Origin of the sequence: Amycolatopsis sp. La24 (genome assembly GCF_029087445.1) — a bacterium.
Lineage (GTDB): Bacteria > Actinomycetota > Actinomycetes > Mycobacteriales > Pseudonocardiaceae > Amycolatopsis > Amycolatopsis nivea.
The window spans coordinates 49,346-66,288 of record NZ_JARACH010000050.1; the positions used below are offsets into that span (position 1 = coordinate 49,346).

The 16,943-nt window shown below is 67.6% G+C and carries 17 protein-coding genes and 1 pseudogene; 5 read left to right on the plus strand and 13 right to left on the minus strand.

Annotated elements, in window-relative coordinates; translation table 11 throughout:
- Positions 1-102: 102 nt before the first annotated feature.
- On the plus strand, positions 103-489 hold the full coding sequence (locus tag PUT80_RS34125) for a VOC family protein (protein WP_275294593.1): 387 nt from the start codon (positions 103-105) through the stop codon (positions 487-489).
- Positions 490-493: 4 nt separating this feature from the next.
- Here PUT80_RS34125 and PUT80_RS34130 read toward each other — a convergent pair whose 3' ends face one another.
- From PUT80_RS34130 to PUT80_RS34160, 7 genes are all read right to left on the minus strand, one after another.
- Complete coding sequence (locus PUT80_RS34130; RefSeq protein WP_275294594.1) at positions 494-1,381, minus strand: MBL fold metallo-hydrolase; 888 nt, start codon at positions 1,379-1,381, stop codon at positions 494-496.
- Entirely contained in the window at positions 1,356-2,582 is a 1,227-nt protein-coding gene (locus PUT80_RS34135) for an MFS transporter (RefSeq protein WP_275294595.1), read from the minus strand. The genes PUT80_RS34130 and PUT80_RS34135 overlap by 26 nt, the downstream gene beginning before the upstream one ends.
- Positions 2,579-3,832: a carboxylesterase family protein gene (locus PUT80_RS34140; protein WP_275294596.1), complete on the minus strand. Its 1,254-nt coding sequence runs from the start codon at positions 3,830-3,832 to the stop codon at positions 2,579-2,581. Before PUT80_RS34140 ends, PUT80_RS34135 begins: the two co-directional genes overlap by 4 nt.
- Before the next feature lie 115 nt (positions 3,833-3,947).
- A complete protein-coding gene (locus PUT80_RS34145; RefSeq protein ID WP_275294597.1) occupies positions 3,948-4,136 on the minus strand; it encodes a hypothetical protein in 189 nt (62 codons plus the stop codon).
- 4 nt (positions 4,137-4,140) lie between these two features.
- Complete coding sequence (locus tag PUT80_RS34150) at positions 4,141-4,683, minus strand: sigma-70 family RNA polymerase sigma factor (RefSeq protein WP_275294598.1); 543 nt, start codon at positions 4,681-4,683, stop codon at positions 4,141-4,143.
- A gap of 6 nt (positions 4,684-4,689) precedes the next feature.
- Positions 4,690-4,881 carry a ferredoxin gene (locus tag PUT80_RS34155; RefSeq protein WP_200864442.1) on the minus strand — a complete coding sequence of 64 codons (192 nt, stop codon included), beginning with the start codon at positions 4,879-4,881 and terminating at the stop codon, positions 4,690-4,692.
- A complete protein-coding gene (locus PUT80_RS34160; RefSeq protein ID WP_275294599.1) occupies positions 4,881-6,287 on the minus strand; it encodes a fatty acid desaturase in 1,407 nt (468 codons plus the stop codon). The genes PUT80_RS34155 and PUT80_RS34160 overlap by 1 nt, the downstream gene beginning before the upstream one ends.
- Before the next feature lie 128 nt (positions 6,288-6,415).
- Here PUT80_RS34160 and PUT80_RS34165 point away from each other — a divergent pair, with 128 nt between their 5' ends.
- From PUT80_RS34165 to PUT80_RS34175, 3 genes are all read left to right on the plus strand, one after another.
- Positions 6,416-7,657: a helix-turn-helix domain-containing protein gene (locus PUT80_RS34165; protein WP_238604241.1), complete on the plus strand. Its 1,242-nt coding sequence runs from the start codon at positions 6,416-6,418 to the stop codon at positions 7,655-7,657.
- 118 nt (positions 7,658-7,775) lie between these two features.
- Positions 7,776-9,488, plus strand: a complete 1,713-nt coding sequence (locus PUT80_RS34170) for a GMC family oxidoreductase (RefSeq protein ID WP_275294600.1) — start codon at positions 7,776-7,778, stop codon at positions 9,486-9,488.
- Positions 9,485-9,751 carry a hypothetical protein gene (locus tag PUT80_RS34175; protein ID WP_275294601.1) on the plus strand — a complete coding sequence of 89 codons (267 nt, stop codon included), beginning with the start codon at positions 9,485-9,487 and terminating at the stop codon, positions 9,749-9,751. Before PUT80_RS34170 ends, PUT80_RS34175 begins: the two co-directional genes overlap by 4 nt.
- A 419-nt stretch (positions 9,752-10,170) precedes the next feature.
- Here PUT80_RS34175 and PUT80_RS34180 read toward each other — a convergent pair whose 3' ends face one another.
- Positions 10,171-12,402 (minus strand): recombinase family protein, encoded by a 2,232-nt coding sequence (locus PUT80_RS34180; protein ID WP_275294602.1) that lies wholly within the window; start codon positions 12,400-12,402, stop codon positions 10,171-10,173.
- Between the two features lie 44 nt (positions 12,403-12,446).
- On the minus strand, positions 12,447-12,707 hold the full coding sequence (locus tag PUT80_RS34185) for a hypothetical protein (RefSeq protein WP_275294603.1): 261 nt from the start codon (positions 12,705-12,707) through the stop codon (positions 12,447-12,449).
- A 653-nt stretch (positions 12,708-13,360) separates the two neighbouring features.
- Here PUT80_RS34185 and PUT80_RS34190 point away from each other — a divergent pair.
- Positions 13,361-13,642 carry a helix-turn-helix transcriptional regulator gene (locus tag PUT80_RS34190; RefSeq protein WP_275294604.1) on the plus strand — a complete coding sequence of 94 codons (282 nt, stop codon included), beginning with the start codon at positions 13,361-13,363 and terminating at the stop codon, positions 13,640-13,642.
- Between the two features lie 180 nt (positions 13,643-13,822).
- Here the strand turns inward: PUT80_RS34190 and PUT80_RS34195 are convergent, their stop codons facing one another.
- From PUT80_RS34195 to PUT80_RS34210, 4 genes and pseudogenes are all read right to left on the minus strand, one after another.
- Positions 13,823-14,377, minus strand: a complete 555-nt coding sequence (locus tag PUT80_RS34195) for a recombinase family protein (RefSeq protein ID WP_275294605.1) — start codon at positions 14,375-14,377, stop codon at positions 13,823-13,825.
- A 199-nt stretch (positions 14,378-14,576) separates the two neighbouring features.
- A complete protein-coding gene (locus PUT80_RS34200) occupies positions 14,577-15,515 on the minus strand; it encodes a DNA methyltransferase (RefSeq protein WP_275294606.1) in 939 nt (312 codons plus the stop codon).
- Positions 15,508-16,083, minus strand: a complete 576-nt coding sequence (locus PUT80_RS34205) for a hypothetical protein (protein WP_275294607.1) — start codon at positions 16,081-16,083, stop codon at positions 15,508-15,510. The genes PUT80_RS34200 and PUT80_RS34205 overlap by 8 nt, the downstream gene beginning before the upstream one ends.
- 618 nt (positions 16,084-16,701) lie before the next feature.
- Positions 16,702-16,827: pseudogene (locus PUT80_RS34210) on the minus strand (ATP-binding protein); the annotation flags it as partial.
- Between the last annotated feature and the right edge of the window lie 116 nt (positions 16,828-16,943).

A 16,943-nucleotide genomic window follows, 5' to 3' on the forward strand; every position in this document is an offset into this window, starting at 1 on the left:
GTACGTTCGTGCGCGCGGACGAATCCGGGGCGGCAGATCTCTCCGCGCGCACAAACCGGAATTCGCTGGGCTGGGGTGCGCGTAGGCCCTAAGCTCGCGCACATGGCCTGCCGGATCACCGAACTCGTCCTCGACTGCGCCGACCCCCAACGGATGGGTGATTTCTGGTGCGAAGTCCTCGGCTACGTCGAACTCGGCTGGGACGGCGAAGACCTCGAGATCGGCCCGCCCGAAGCCGGTTTCGGCGGCCCGCAGCCCACCTTGATCCTCAGCCGCAGCACCGACCCGAAACCGGCGAAACTGCCGCTGCACCTGGACGTGAACCCGACCGACCGGGACCAGGACGCCGAACTGGAACGCCTGCTCGCGGCCGGCGCGCGGCCCGCCGACGTCGGGCAGACCGGGGAGGAGTCGTGGCACGTGCTGGCGGACCCGGAGGGGAACGTGTTCTGCCTGCTCCGCCGCCGGGTCGACCCGGTACCCGGCTGAGCGGCTACTCCCGGTAGCGGAACTGCCCGGACCGGAGCAGATCGGCGGCGAACTCGAAGCCGTGCCCGTCCCGGCCGCGCCGGACCCGCCCCGCCGAGGGTGCCGGGAAGTGCGTCGGGAGCAGGACCGAATCCTCTGCCTCCGCAAGCAGGCGGCTCCGGACCCGTGCCGCCTGCTCCGGATCAACGCAGTACCTCGTGCTCAGCTCCGGATGCCGGATCTGCACCCCATGGTGCATCGTGTCGCCAGCAAGCAGCACGGTCCCGGCACTGCCGCGAACCCGCACGCACACGTTCCCCGGCGTGTGCCCAGCAGCGGGTACGAGTTCGGCGTGCTTGCCGACTACCGCGTCCGGGGCGACAAAACTGAGCTGGCCAGCCTGCTCGATCGGCAGCACGCTGTCGGTCAGGTAGTCCCCAGTCCGGCGCATCGCCGCCCCGCCAACCTCGCTCGACCAGTACCGGAGCTCCTCCTCGACCACGAAGTGCGGGGCGTCCGGAAACACCGGCTCCCGCTGCACAGTGACGGCCCCGACGTGATCGGTGTGCAAGTGGGTGAACACCACCGCGTCGACGTCCGCGGGCCGCAGCCCGGTCGCGAGGAACTGCCGCATCCATCGGTCCGGCAGGTGGTCGAACTCCGCGCGCTGGCGCTCCTTCCCCGCCCCGACGCACGCGTCGACCACCAGCACCTCGTCCGCCGAGCAGACGAGGAACGACTGGATGACGAAGACCAGCTTCCCCGCCGTCCGGTCGAACCACGGCTCCTGGGCGTACCAGTCGGACAGGTCCGGCTCGAGTCCCGGGAAGAACTCCCCGGGCTCGATCAGCAGCCGCTCGTCCTCGACGAGCGGAACGACCGCGACGTCACCGAGATCGAACCAGTGCGCCATCGCGTTCCCTCCTCGCCTTCGACCGCACCCGGCTCAACCCGACCGCGCAAGCGATTGCGACCAGCACCGGAACGGCGGTCACCAGGACGATCGTCTGCGCCGACAACGCCAGCGCGAGCAACAACCCCGCGACGCCCGGTCCGACGATCGACCCGATCCGCCCCAGCGCCGCGGCCCAGCCGACGCCGGTGGTGCGCGTGTGGGCGGGATAGATCGAAACCGCGAGGGTCAGCTGGCCGATCTGCCCGGCCGTGACCCCGAAACCGGCACCGGCCAGCAGCACGAACAGCAGCGTCTCGCCAACCGGCACGGTCGCGACGAGGACCATGCACACCGCCCCGATCGCGGGCATCAGGATCAGCGCACGGGCGATCCCGATCCGCGCGGCCAGCGGGATCAGCACCAAGCCGCCCGCGATGCCGCCCAGGGTGAGGAACGCGAGTCCCAGCGGGGCCTTTCCAGCCGCGAAACCGTATCCGGTGAGCAGCGTCGGAACCCAAGAGATCAGCACGTACGCGGTGATGAAGATGAGGAACGAGAACGCCCAGATGAGCGACGTCGGCAGGCGCAGTCCCGGTCCGAACAGCCTGCTCACCTTGGCTTCCTGCTTCGCGCTGCTCTCCACCGAGGGCTCGCGACCGGGCAGCACCACGGCCATGACCGCGGCCAGCACCAAGGGAGCCAGCCCGGCGACGTAGAAGACCCCGGCGGACCCGACGCTGTGCAGCAGTTTCCCGCCGAAGAACCCGCCGAGGCTGCTCCCGGAAGCGAGCCCGAGGGTCACCGCCACCGAGACCAGTTCCCGGCGGCCTTCCGCGCTGTGTTTCGTCGCGAGCGACACCCCGGCGGGCAGCACCAGCCCGAGGCCCAGCCCCGTGACCAGGCGTGCCGCCGCGAAGACTGGCATGGACTTCAGGTGCAGGATCGCAGCGGTCAGGACGGTCGCGCCCGCGAAGATCAGGACGCCGGTGAGCACGACCGACCGCGCCTTCATCCGGGCACCGATGTAACCCGCGGCCAGGTATCCCATGACGACCCCGATGTTGGTCAGCACCAACGGCAGGGTGAAGGCGGCGGGAACCGCACCCCATTCATGCGACAGCGTCGGGATCGTGAACGAGAGTGCGGCGGTGTCGAAGCCGTCCAGCAGGACAGCGAGGAAGCAGAGCAGGACGACGGGCCAATGAATGCTCTTGCTCATGGCGTGTTCTCCAGTGTCTGAAGGGAATTCCCGATCCGGACGCTGCTCCGCGGTCCTGGCGAGCCCGATCGCGCGAATTCCGTCCACCACAAGCGCATTTGAGCACCGAGGCGTTCGACCTCGGCCCAGCTGGTTTCGCCCAGCATCGGGCTTCCCCGCCAGGATTCCGGAGTGCCCAGCAGGAACGGCAGCTCGAGACAGTGGATCGCTCCGTAACCGCCGTGTTCCGGAGCCCAGTCGAATTCGTAGGAGTACGCGCCGTACTGCTGTGCCAGCTCACGCGCCGGACGACCGAAAAGCGGATCGGTCTGATCCAGGATCGCTTGCCGGATCGCCTCGTCCGGCAGCCCGATCGCGAACGCCGCGCACTCCCGCGTGGTGTATCCGATCATCAAGTCCGGCAACGGATCGGACAGCCGCACGTCCAGATCGACCAGCCCGAACGGCGGCCGGGTCGACGTCGGGTCCTTCGCGGCGTTCCATCGGAGCGTACGCAGCTGCGCGGCCAGCAACTGGTCCACCGAAGCGGTGGCCGGGTCGCCGTCGACCGCGTCGGCGAAATACTGGCCGATCTCCAGCGCCGTCGCACGTTTCTGAATGATCCCGGGGTCCGGGGAACTCTGGACGATCGCCCGGCGGATGAGCGGCCGACTGTCCGGTTTGGACAACAGGGCGAGCGTCGACAGCGCGCCGGCGGACTGCCCGAAGAGGGTGACGTTGCCCGGGTCACCGCCGAACGCCGCGATGTTGTCGCGCACCCATTCAAGCGCGAGCGCCTGGTCCGCCAGGCCGAGATTCCCCTCGCTGACGCCGTCGCAGACCAGATAGCCGAACGCCCCGAGCCGGTAGTTGACCGACACGACCACCACGTCGCCGTCCGCGGCGAGCCGTCCTCCGTCGTACCAGGGAAGGGTGCCGCCTCCGCTCAGGAAACCGCCGCCGTGCAGCCATACCAGCACCGGACGTGAGCCGGTCAGCGCAGGCGTCACGACGGCAAGGTTGAGACAGTCCTCGGACTGCGGCGGTTCATCCCGCGGCGGCCCCATCGCGGCTTCCAGACGCGAGCCGAGCTGCGGGCAGATCGGCCCGGGCAGGCTGGCGTCGGAGCGAGGCTCGGCAGGCAGCGGCGGCTGGAACCGCTCGGCGGTGCCGTACCGCACGCCGCGGAACCGCAGCAAACCGTCGTCGCTGTGCTCGCCGATGACCGGACCGGACGGCGGCTGGGCAGTGACAGGCTGGCATTCGGTCATCTCGGCTCTCCTTTGAGCGGGTGTCCGGCACCTTCGACCCGCTGTCAGGCTAAGAAAGTCCGGAATGCCTGACCAATGCTCTTTGCCGCCCGAGACATGTTTGCCCGGCTATACCTCACCGCCCAACGCGGCTCCCTGCCTCAGCGCGCACCACCCGCGGGGCAGGCTCGACCCGCTTGCCACCGCCGGAGAACGCGTCCGAGAGCTTCCCGATCAGCATTCCGAGCAGCGGAAGCCAGATCGGGCACAGCATCAGCACCAGCAGTGGTCCCATGATCTTGAAAATCTCGAGGAATCCGTGCATGCCCTCACGCCTTCTCGGTCTCGGCCAGCAGCGTCGCGAGCGTGCGCACCGCACGGTGCTGCAGCGCCCGGATGCTGTTGGGGTTCTTGTTCATCGTTTCGGCGACCTCGGCGACGGACAGTCCGGCGAAAAACCGGAGCCGCACGCACTCGCGCTGCGGTTCGCTGAGGTCGGCCAGGCATCGCCGAAGCGCCGCCGCTTCGATGCGGGCCAGCGCGAGCCGGTCGGCTCCGCCGCGGAGGTCCGGTCCGTCGTGGTCTTTCCCGTCGAGGAGTTCACGCCGGTAGCGGGCCGATTTGCGGTGGTCGCGCAGCAGGTTGTCGGCGATCGTGTACAGCCAGCCGGTGAACGAGCCGACGTCCGGCCGGAAGTCCGGCAGTTTCCGCCACGCGCGCAGGAAAGCTTCGCTCGTCAGGTCTTCGGCGACCGTCGCCGTCGGAACCCGCAGCCGCAGGTAGCGGAAGACCGGCGGCGCGTGTTCCTGGTAGATGACGGCGAACGCGGCCTGGTCGCCCGACCCCGCCCGCCCGAGCAGTTCCGTCTCCACCGGACCTCAATCCTGCAGCCGCAACGCCGCGACCGGACACGCGCGCACCGCCGCGTCGACGAAGTGCCGATCCGCCTCGGGCGGGGTCTCGTCGAGGACCTGCACCACTCCGTCGTCACCGACCTCGAAGAACTGATCGGCCATCGCCTCGCACATGCCGAGGCCCTCGCATTTGCCGTGATCCGCGACGATCTTCATCACGCCGCCTCCCGCACCACAGGCACGAAGTCGACCTTGTCGCGCACGCCGCAATCGGGGCACGTCCAGTCGTCCGGGATCTCCGACCACGCGGTTCCCGCGGCGAAGCCCTCCAGTTCGTTGCCCTCCGCGACCCGGTAGATGTAGCCGCAGCCAGGGCACCGCGCGGCGTCCACGTCGTCGGCCAGCTTTGCCCGCGTGTCCGCGACGGGTTCGTCCGCGGCAGCGGCGACGACCGGGTATTTCTTCAGCAGCGACGGGAGTTTGCCCGGCTGCACGTTCGCCTGCCGGATGTCGCCGTCGAAGTGCCGGTAGACGCGCGGGTCCATCACCTTGCGGAACCACGCCGGGACCAGCGCGACGACCATCATCCCGGTGTAGCCGGTCGGCAGAACCGGGCTTTCCTTGAAGTCGCGCAAAGTCTGGAACCGGCGCGTCGGGTTCGCGTGGTGATCGCTGTGCCGTTGCAGGTGGTACAGCAGCACATTCGTCGCGACATTGTTGGAGTTCCAGGAATGCGCCGGAGTGACCCGCTCGTACCGGAGCTTGGCACCGTGGGTGACCTGCTTGCGCAGCATCCCGTAATGCTCCATGTAATTCACGATCTCCAGCAGCGAGAACCCGAACACCGCCTGAATCACCAGATACGGCAGGATCCCGACGCCGAGCCAGGCGATCAGCACACCCCACAGCACCACGCTCATCAACCACGCGTTGAGTACGTCATTGCCGAGGCGGAACGGGTGAGTTTGCTTGCGGGCGTACCGTTTCCGCTCGACACCCCAGGCACTGCGCAGCGAACCGAAGACTGTGCGCGGCCAGAAACGGTAGAAGCTTTCGCCCAGCCGGCTCGACGCCGGATCCTCCGGAGTGGCGACGCGGACGTGGTGGCCGCGGTTGTGCTCGATGTAGAAATGCCCGTAGAAACACTGCGCCAGCGCGATTTTCGCGGCCCAGCGCTCGGTGCTTTCCCGTTTGTGGCCGAGTTCGTGCGCGGTGTTGATCGCGATTCCGGCGACCGTGCCCAGCGTGAGCGCGAGGCCGATTTTGCCCCCGACGGACAGTTCGCCGCGCGCGAGCATCCACGCACCCGCCACGAAACCGGCGTACTGCAACGGCAGGAACAGGTAGGTGATCCAGCGGTAATAGCGGTCTTCCTCCAGCGCCTCCATCACCTCGTCCGGCGGGTTGGTGTGGTCGTATCCGGCGACGAGGTCGATCAGCGGCACGAGCACCAGCACGACGAGCGGGCCGAGCCACAGCACGGCGTCGGATCCGGTCGCGGCGTGCAGTCCGATCGCGCCGAACGGCAGCAGCGGCACCACGAGCCCGAGCAGCCACAGGTGCCGCTTTCGGTCGTGCCAGGCGGTTTCGCCGTTCGGTCCGGCGAGGCGGTACTTCTTCATGGCGGCCTCCACGCGGGTCTGTCGTTTTCCTGAAGGTAGGAATTCGCGGGCGGCGGGACACTGTGCGCGAAACCGAAACGCCCGGCTGCGTTGGGTCTCGGGCACGAACCGGGCGTACGGTGCTGCCTGTGACGTCGACGGCTGCCGCCACGCTGGCCAAGGTCGCGGACTCGGTCCTGGCCGAGCTCGCGCTGCTCCGCGCGCGGATCGTGGCGGAGGTCTCCGCCGAACTGCCCTCGCTCGCACCGGACGCGCAGGCCGCCGAGCTGCTGGACAGCACGGTCCGGGAGAACCTGGTCGCCGCGCTGAGCGTGCTGGGCGGCGCGACCGAACCGGTCGACGTGGGGGCACCGCCGGTCGCGCTGGAGTTCGCCCGGCGGCTGGCCCAGCGGCGGGTGCCGATCACCGCGATGCTGCGCGCGTACCGGCTCGGCCAGGCGGCCTTCCAGCAGGAGATGATCGCCCGGATCGCCGCCGAGCCGGTGGAGGCCGCGGACGTCGCGGTCGCCGCCACCGAGCTGTCGCAGGTCGCCTTCACCTACATCGACAAGATCTCCGAAGAGGTCGTCGAGGCCTACCAGCTGGAACGCGACACCTGGCTGCGCCACCGCAACGCGGCCCGGCTCGCGAAGGTGCAGGCAGCGCTGTCCGGCAAGCCCGTCGACACCGCCGACGTCGAGAAGACCCTCGGCTACGCGCTCTCGGACCGGCACGTCGGCGCGGTGCTGTGGTGCGGCCCTGAGCTGGACGAAAGCACCCGGCTGACCACCCTCGAACGGCATGCGGCCCTGCTCGCGAACGCCCTCGGCGCCACGCCGCTGGTCGTCGCCCCGGACGCCTCGACCGTGTGGGCCTGGTTCCCGGCCGCGACGCTCGACCTCGACGCGGTGTCCGCCGCGCTCGCCGGCTCACCCGATCCGGTGCGCGTCGCGCTGGGCGACCCGGCGAGCGGGCTGGCCGGGTTCCGCACCACCCACCAGCAGGCCCGGCAAGCCGAAGCCGTCGCGCAGATGACCGAGCGAACCCAGCCGCGCCCGGTCACCGCGGCGGCGCAACTCGGACCGTTGGCGCTGGTCGCGGCGGATCCGTCGGCGGTCGCGGGCTGGGTCCAGTCGGTGCTCGGCGCGCTGGCCGACGACGACGAGGGGCACCACCGGATGCGCGAGACGGTGTGGGCGTACCTGTCGAGCGGGAGCAGCCTGATGGTCGCCGCGCAGGAGCTCCACCTGCACAAGAACACCATCCAGTACCGGCTGCGCAAGGCCGAGCAGGAACGCGGCCGTCCCCTGTCCGAGGGACGGATCGACGTCGAAGTCGCGCTGCTGGCGTGCCGGCTGCTCGGTCCGGCAGTGCTCCGGCCGGTCGACTGATTTTTGTGCCGCGGGACCAGTCGGGTCCCGACCTCCCGGTCCGCGGACCGATGCCAGCGCGCGACCTGGCGGGAAGACTCCGGGCAACGAGTTCGCCACCGCGTCTGCGAGGACAACGATGAACAACCCCCGCGAAGAGACCGACGTCCTCGTGATCGGCTCCGGCTTCGGCGGCTCGGTAGCCGCACTGCGACTGTCCGAAAAGGACTATCGAGTCACCGTGCTGGAAGCCGGCCCCCGTCGTACCGAGGAGACGCTGCCCAAAACCTCTTGGGATGTCCGGAATTTCCTGTGGGCACCGCGGCTCGGCTGCTATGGAATCCAGCGCATCCACCTGCTCCGAGACGTCGTCATCCTCGGCGGCGCAGGCGTCGGCGGGGGTTCCCTGAATTACGCCAACACCCTCTACGAACCGCCCGCACCGTTTTTCGAGGACCCGCAATGGGCGCACGTCACCGACTGGCAAGCCGAACTGAAACCGCACTACGACCAGGCCCGCCGGATGCTCGGCGTCACCCAGAACCCCACTGTCACCAAGGCTGACGAGGTACTCCGCGAAGTCGCCGACGACCTGGGCGTCGGCTCGTCCTTCCGGCTCACCCCAGTCGGCGTTTTCTTCGGCGACAAGAACACCCCCGCCGGAACCGCCGTACCAGACCCATTCTTCGGCGGCGCCGGACCAGCCCGCAAAACCTGCACCGAATGTGGTTCCTGCATGACCGGCTGCCGCGTCGGCGCGAAGAACACCTTGGACCGCAATTACCTCTACCTAGCCGAAAAACGCGGCGCGAACATCATCCCCATGACCACAGCGGTCGACGTCCGCCCCACAGACGGCGGCTACCTCGTCACCGCAGTCCGCACTGGAAAATCGCCGCGCCGCCGCAAAAACGTGCGCACCTTCTTCGCCCGCGACGTGATCTTCAGCGCAGGCACCTACAACACGCAGAAACTGCTCCACCAAGCCCGCGAAACCGGCGCACTGCCCCGAATCTCCGCCAGCCTAGGCCGATTGACCCGGACGAACTCGGAATCCATCCTGGGCGCGAAATCGAAACGCAAGGACGTCGACTTCACCCACGGCGTCGCGATCACGTCGTCCATCCACCCCGACGAGCACACGCACATCGAACCATGCCGCTACGGCAAAGGCAGCAATGCGATGTCGCTGCTGCAAACCGCCCTCACCGACGGCGGCAAGCCAGTCCCGCGCTGGCTCACCTGGCTCGGCGCGTTCGCCAAAAACCCGCGCAACCTCACCTGGTTCTCGCCGCGCCGCTGGTCCGAACGCACCATCATCCTGCTGGTGATGCAAACCCTGGACAATTCCATCACGGTGTCGAGCAAACGCACCCGCACCGGCCGGCACAAACTGACGTCCCGCCCCGGCCACGGAGAACCGAACCCCACCTGGATCCCCGCCGGAAACGATGCGGCCCGCCGCGTCGCGGTGAAAATCGGCGGAATCGCCGGCGGCACCACCGGAGAAATCCTGAACATCCCCATGACCGCCCACTTCATCGGCGGCTGCGCCATCTCCACCGACCCGGCAACCGGTGTCCTCGACCCCTACCACCGCATCCACGGCCACCCAGGCCTCCACGTCGTCGACGGCTCGGCAATCTCCGCGAACCTGGGCGTCAACCCATCCCTGACGATCACTGCCCAAGCCGAACGCGCGATGTCCCTGTGGCCCAACCACGGCGAGGAGGACCGGCGGCCTCCGTTGGGCGCACCGTATGCACGCGTCGAACCGGTGGCACCACGGAATCCTGTGGTTCCGGCTGGTGCTCCAGGTGCACTGATCCCATCGCATACGGTTGTCGAGTGACCGCTGGCAAGCAGCCGGACCTCGACGAGATCGAGGCACATTTCGTTGCGCTTCTCGAACGACGCATGGCCCGCGACGCTGTCGATCGATGGGCCTGCCGCTGGCTGACCGACGACAGTCTGTCGTGGGATGAGCTGAACTGGTGGGCCTTGGACATTCTTTGCGGAATCGACCTGCGCCACGGCCCCGGCGGCGACTACCTGCACGACGACAGCCAGGTACGGGATTGGCTGGTCGAACTGCGGGGCCGCCGCGCCCGGTAACCTGCTGACCCGCTGCTCATGGATCGGCCGAGTTCGACTGTCAACGGCCCGGAAGACGGTAGAAACGTCTCATGCCCTTGCCCCCTCGATCCGCCGCCTGCCTCACAGCACTGGCCCTCGCACTAGCCCTGACCGGCGGCTGCGGCCGGAAAGCCCCCGAGGTCGCCGAGGGTTACGTCCAACTGATGAAGCTCCCCGACATCGACCAGGCCAAGGCCACCTACACCGCCATGGCCACCGCCATCCGCGACCGGCTCACCGCCGAATTCGGCCGCACTTGGAAACAAGAAACCCCGCTCAGGGGCGACGCCTGCGGCAAGGGCTACCTCGATGTCGGCTCCGACGGTGTCAAGCTGAGCCTGCCCAGCTGGGACTCGCCGGGCACCCTGCCTGACGCCGACTGGCCCCGTGCCCAAGCGCTAGTCGGCCAGATCGCCGCAGGCTACGGCTTCGACCCCACTCCCGAAGTCTCCACCAACCAGCCCGGCAACCACACCGTCGTGTACTCCAACCCCGACGGCGCACTCCTGCCCTTCGCCACCGTCAAAAACACCGGCTTCGGCGTAAAGACCGGCTGCCATCTGACGGCGGAAGCACACCGCCGCGGCGGCCCCAAGCCCGATTAGCAGCAAACCCGCCCGGCAACCGAACGCACCAACCGGGTGGTCCATACCTTTACCGACCAGGCGGCGCACACCCGGGCGCGGCGAAAACGGTGCCCCCGACGAGGCTCGTACAGCATCCTCACGAGCGCCGCCAGTTCGCTGAACAGGCATTACGTTCTTTGGAGACATGGTTCGAGCGGTCCTATCTGCCTGAATGGCGATCTCCGGCAGGTCGTCGGCCGGAAGCTTGATCTGGATCGTCACCTCGTCGGTGTCCTCGACCAGGCGAACGCCCAACTGCAAAATCTCGAACAGGCGACGGAGCTGATCTTCGGGTGCGTATGCGAGGTTCAGCGCGAGGACAGGCAGGGCATCGAGCAGGGCGATGCTCTCCTCACCTGGCTTGCCAGGGTCGGTCTCGTCGGCAGCATCAAGCTCGGCGATGAGCGCCACCGCTTCCTTCTTCTTCGTTTCCAGTTCGTTGTAGCTACCGCGCAGTCCCTGCGTGAACGGATCTGCAGGGTCACCGTCCTGCGCCTGACGGAGAATGGACGCTTGGCGGCGATCAAGGTCGGTAAGAATACGCTGCAACCGTTCCCGGTCGGCACGCCGTCGCTGCGCAACGCGGTCGTCGAGCCCGCCAAGGTCTTCGGCGAGGATCTCCCGACGACGCGGCCCAAAGACCCGCTCAGCTACAAACCGCGACACCGCGTCAAGGATGGCTGACTCACGCAGATAGACCGCCTTGGGATGGTCCGAGTAGGTATCCGGCCGACCGCGATTGTTGGCTTTGGGCCAACATGTGTAGTACGCCATCTCATGACGAACCGTGCCCGCCATCCGCCGACCGCACCCGCAGAAGACCATGCCGCGCAGAACGTAAGTGCGAAGGGTCTGCGGATGAACGTTGAGATCGTTGTCTCCGCGCGAACCACGCCGCGCTCGGCGGCGCGCGTTCAGCTCGTCGTACATCCACTTTGGGATCAGCGGCTCATGGGTCGGCTTGAGCGACCAGACCCACTTGACAGGGTCGTTGACTTTGCCCTGTTTGGACCGGCGCGCGCGCCGGTTGAAGACCTGGTATCCGGTGTACTTCGGGTTCCGCAGGACTTCATAGACGCTGGTCTTTCCCCACGCTTTGCGTGCCCGCCTGCCGCCGGGCGGCTCAGGCGGCGGGTAGCTCTCCAGGTCAGCATTGAGCCGGTCAGCGATCTCGCCGTATCCAAGCTGTTCGTGGTAGCGCCAGTTCGCGATCTGCGTGACCGTCTCGGCTCGAATATCGTCGCGCTCCAGGCGGCTCTTCGTGTGCCCCTTGGCGGCCTTCGAAGGGTTCGGATGCGGGATGATCTTCGCCTTGTACCCGTATGGAGGCTTGCCGATGTTGAAGCCCTCGCGGACGTGAGTGCACAGGCCGCCCCACGACTGTTCGAGGGTGTTGAGTACTTCGTATTCGGCGATGGATTGATTAATCCGCCGTTGAAGTACCCGTTGCGCTCGGCTGCCCGAGAGAGTGATGGGCTCGTTGGAGGCGAACAACGGAACATCAGCGTGCTCTAGCTCCCGTTCGACGGACAGGCCCTCGTAAGCCCGGCGGGCGACGCGGGCAATGCTCTCGCAGATCACCACGTCGAACCGGCGGCCGGGGTGCGCCGCTTCAGCCAGCAGATCGGCAATGCCTCCGTCGCGAGCGATCGGGATGTCGAATCTTTCGTAGTTCTCGCCGCGTCCGCGTTGGTCCAACTCCATCCGTCCGGACTCGACATCGTAGAAGTGAGCGACAATCACCCACGACTCTGGTAGGGCGGTACGGCAGTTGCCTACCTGACGGATCAACGATTGCCGAGGGTCCTGTTGGTCCTCGGTCGAGGTACGGCCAAGAACAGCGACACGCACCTCATCACGCATCAGTGCCGCGGTTGAAGTTCCTAGCGGCGACACCGCATAGTCTGAAAGCCCGCTCGGTCCCGACACGGGAATGTTCCCAGCAGTTCGATGTTCAATCGCTGGGGCGGGCGGATTCACCACCGGGTCGTCCTCGATGTTCACGCTGCTGGATCACCCTTCCCCGCCCGGACGACTGCCTTCACAGCTCAGGCCGCTTTGTCGTTTTCATTTGTCGATCGACTCGCCGGGAGCTGCTGCGCCCACTGCAGCAACTCCGCGAGGACGGCAGCGAGCTCCGCATGTAGGCGCGAGCCTTCAGCACCACGGATGAACGTGACGTTCCCCGTGTAGCGACGCCGCCCACCGCGGAACGGCTGCTCGTACCACCAGCTCTCGCTTACACGGCGCCCCTGGTTGTTGCTGCCGCGCTGGAACGGAATCACTACGGCGCCGTCGTCGCCTCTCATCAGCGGAACAGCGGGATCGGGCCCCGCCCCATCGGACGTAGGGCTCGTCATCGCCGCTCCCCACAGCGTTCGCCATCGCGGGCTCTGATGATGCAGTCCTCGAGCCGCGCTTCCTTCGAGATGCGTAGACCGCGAAGCAGCGGTCCGCAGAGGTCCTGTCGGTCGTCGGTGAATGTTCGCCCCATGGGATGTGCGGTGTCGTCGTAGCACCCCTGCAACGTCACGCTGCACACTGCGGCTTTCGCGCTGCGGGCGTTGTAGTTGCGGGACATGCCTGCCCCGGCATTCTCGCCAGTTCGGCTGGCAGGTCCGCAGCAGCCGCACTGCACGTGTGTCTGTCCAGAACCACTGATTCGGTTCATGACTCCACTCCCTTCGGCGACACTTGCCGCGTGCGGCACCGGGGACTGCCGGGACTGCGATGGCTGTCTGCCCTAGATCGAAGAGGTGCGACATTGCGCGCCACCACACTAAGGTAATACCTAACTAAGATAGGTGCAACACAACTCAATTAGGCGGTATTTGATTCACTTCGCCGGATCGGCTCGAACACGCTGGGAGATCCACCAGATTCCCGATGTTCATCCGGGAGACTGGGTATCGATCGGTGTCTGAAAGGCGCCGGAGACGGTCGACTGCGGGAAGGCGGGACGGTGCAGCTTCGATGGCGGCTCAGGCAAGTGATGGCCTCCCGAGAAGTGTGGACAGGCAAGGAGCTGCGCGAGCTTCTTGCCCGGCGCGCCAACTTCACCTTGTCCGCACCGTCGGTGTACGCGCTGATCAACAATGAGCCGGTACAGATGAAAACCGAGACCCTGCAAGCATTGTGTACGGCGCTGCAGTGCACGCCGAACGAGTTGTACGGGGTAGTTGCTCCGCGGGAAGTTTCATTGGCCGACGATCCGGAAGCCGAGGCCTCGGCTGTCGAGCCTTGACGAGCGCTGCCGCGGGTCACGGCTCGTTGAAGTGTGTCAAGCCGAGCGAAGAACACTCCAGCGGGAATACCGGTCTGCGGATCATGAGACGGGGTCCTAGTTTGCCCCGGTGTTCATCGCTATTTCACCGACGAACACCGCTCGGCGTTCATGCTGTGCGCGGTGGGCAATCAGTCGTGTTCACCGCGTCGGGCGGCCGCCGTGCGAGACCAGACTGAGCACGGTCGAAGGTGCGTCGTCGACCAGCAACTCGTGCGTCTTCGGATCCGAGGTGACCCACCGCTTCGCCGGCGCGGGGCGGCCGGCGACGGTGCGGACCCAGACCTGCCGCCCGGCGTACTTGGTGTTGGCGACGATTCGCTGCACCGCCTTGGCGCTCCACCGTCCGCTGCGCGCAGGTGCCGGGTACTGCGCGGGTCGCGGTTGAGTCGCGCGGCGATGGCGGCGAACTTCCAGGCCGTGGTCGGCACGCCAGGTGAAGATCTGTTTGACGACTGCGGCGGTCTGCCAGTCCGGGACGAGAACCGCGTGGAGTTTGCTGTGTCCGTTGGGGTCGGCGACCCGGATGCGTCGGGCGCGGTAGCCATCGGGCGGCGGCCCGATCTGGTAGCCCGTGCGGACGACTTCGGCCATCGCGCGACGGGCCCGACGAGTCGTTTCGGCGTGGTGCGCAGCGAGCGCCGCCCACTGGATGTGGTTGCCGCGGGCATCAACCGATTCGCCGTGACCGGTCACGGCGTCAGCCTCTGCTTCGGTGTCGACGGGGATAGCGCTGACCCGTCTCTTCAACAGGTTTGTCCACAGTCGAGACCACAATGGTGGACAAGTCTCCGCCGGGGCGTGCCGATGCGGAGGTTGCGGTCGACAGCGCGGAACGCACGCTCGCGGCGAAACGTGGGGTACCGGCCGCACTCGCGGCAGTACAGGCGGACGGTCATGCCGCTCGCCTCCCGCCGGAACACGCGACGGCGAACTGGGCGGTGCCGTTCTCTGACAGCCGCGGGATGCCGGTTACCACAGTGGCGAGTTCGGCATCGTAAGCGCGCCGGAAGATGAGCACCTCGTGGTGGGCAGTAAGAGCGGTGGGCACGCCGATAGGGTGCGCGCTTGCGGCGGCGCGGCGTTCGGCAAGCGAGGCGCGGGTGACCAAGCGGCTGCCACGCAGTCCGGCGGTCAGCGCGAGGCACCGGTCGACCGGTGCGAGACCGGCGGCGGTCGCCGCAGACAGCAACTGGGTGGTCAGGTCGATCAGCGAACCGCGCGGGTCGCGAAGGGGGCGGGCGACGACGGCGAAGCGTCCGCCGGGGCGCAGCAGCGGCTCGCAATAAGAGAGCGTCGCGACGAGCTCGGCGATGGCGGAGTCGGGGTCGCGGTCCGGACTCGGCGTGCGATCTCCCGGGTTGCGGGATGCGGTGCGCAGGGCGGTCAGGACGAGTCCGACTCGGCCGACCAGTCCGGCGGCGCGGATCGTGACGAGCACTTTTGGACGTGCGTCGAGGACCGATCCGTCGCGCCAATAACCCGCGGTCTTCGCCGCTGTCACGTTGGCGCGAGCGAGTGTCCACCACCGGTTGCGGGTGGTCAGCCCGAGCGCGTGCCGGTCGGCGTGCAGCGCCTCGGTAAGCACGGTGCCAGCTCCGCAGTCCGGGTCGAGAACAAGGTCGCCGGGTCGGGTGTAGGTCGCGATCGCGTAGGCGGCGACAGCGGGCGGGATCCGGTCGGTGTCGGCGTCGGTGCCCAGCACGCAGCCGCTGTCGCGCAGTTGCGCCGCAGGGTCGCGTTGCCCCGTCGGCCAGACCGACAACGCTGGAATCGACGGCTGCTCGTCCGGCGGCAGAGGGAGACTCCCCAGCGACGTGGGACGGTTAGTCATCCGAGGTCTCCTCGCCCTCTGTCGTGCCGCTCGGTGCGCGCAGGTTGGTGAAGACCAGGAGGTCGTCGTGCACCTGGCTGTGCCGCGCGGAAGTCGTCATCCCTCCTGAAGGAGCTTGGGAACGCGTGGTCGTCGCCGGACCTGCCACGGCGAGCGCGCCGTCGCGAACGGGGACGCGCAGCAACGCGATCCGGTCGAGATAACGCAGTCCGGCGTGGCGCGCGGCGCGCACGAGCAGCCCGGCCGGGTCGACGAGCCGACCACCGGAACGGTCACCACGGGTGACGACGGCGAGCACGCCGTTCGCCGCGAGGAGGTCGGCACAATCGGCCGGGCGGAACCATTCGAGGGTGCGCGGGTCGGCTGCAGTGACGATCAGGTCGTAGCGGTCCGGACCGTCTCCTGCCGCGGTCGAGTCCGGTCCGGGACGGCGGTCCGTGGACGGACTTTCGGTGGTCGGTCCGGGTCCGGACTCCGACTCGGTCGGTCCCTCGGTGGCGTGTTCGTCGATCGGGTCACAGGGCGCGGCGGCGGTGCGGGTCTGGATGCTGCGGCCGAGTCGGGCCACAGCCCAGCCGGCTTCATGCAACCCCGCGTACGGGCCGGGTCGGGGCCGGTTGCCGACCGCCGCGGTTGGCCGTGATGCGGGCGGTGCGATGCAGGGCGCAGGATCGAGCAGCAGCACCCTCTGACCGGGCAGCGTGTAGCTGGTGACGATCTTGATAACTGCGGTCAGCACCCAGTCGGCGAGCAGGCCAGTGCCCTCGCACTGGTCGTCTTCAGCGCACGGCCAGACGGTGCTCGGCCGGGCCGGTCGAGGATGGCACCGCGCGAGGCGCAGAGTTCGCAAGCGCGCTGTTCGCCGTGGCCGGGGCAGTGGGATCGGGACGGTCGCGGGATCGGTGGGGCCGTGCGCCTGGGAGTCGTCTCCTCGGGAGCCGTTACCGTGGGTCGGCGTCATTGCGGGGTCTCCTCCAGCAGATGGGGTGCCGCTTGTTCGGACACTGCTTAACTCTGCTTTTCGGCCCAGTTTTGGACACGTCGAATCAGCTTTCTCGAGGCCCCCGGCACGCCGCATGGAAGCAACGAAAAACCGCCCTTCGAATTTTCGATGACTCGATTGTCAACTCCGGCCCAACTTTGACCCGGCTGTTCCGGGTGAAGGTTGACCCACCCGGATTGGTTGTCAGTCGTTGGTTTTGGCGGCGGGTGGGACCCGGCCGAGGTCTCGGTCTTTGAGGCGGTAGCTGTCTCCCTTCATGGAGATGACTTCGGCGTGGTGGACGAGGCGGTCGATCATGGCCGCGGTTATCTGACTGCTCGGGTTGAGTGTCCACGATGTACACGATTGGGTTGGCGTGCCTCCCTTGCGTCCGTTGTGGACGGATTACCTTGCTCCGTCTATGACGGGATCAGCGTTGAGGGTGC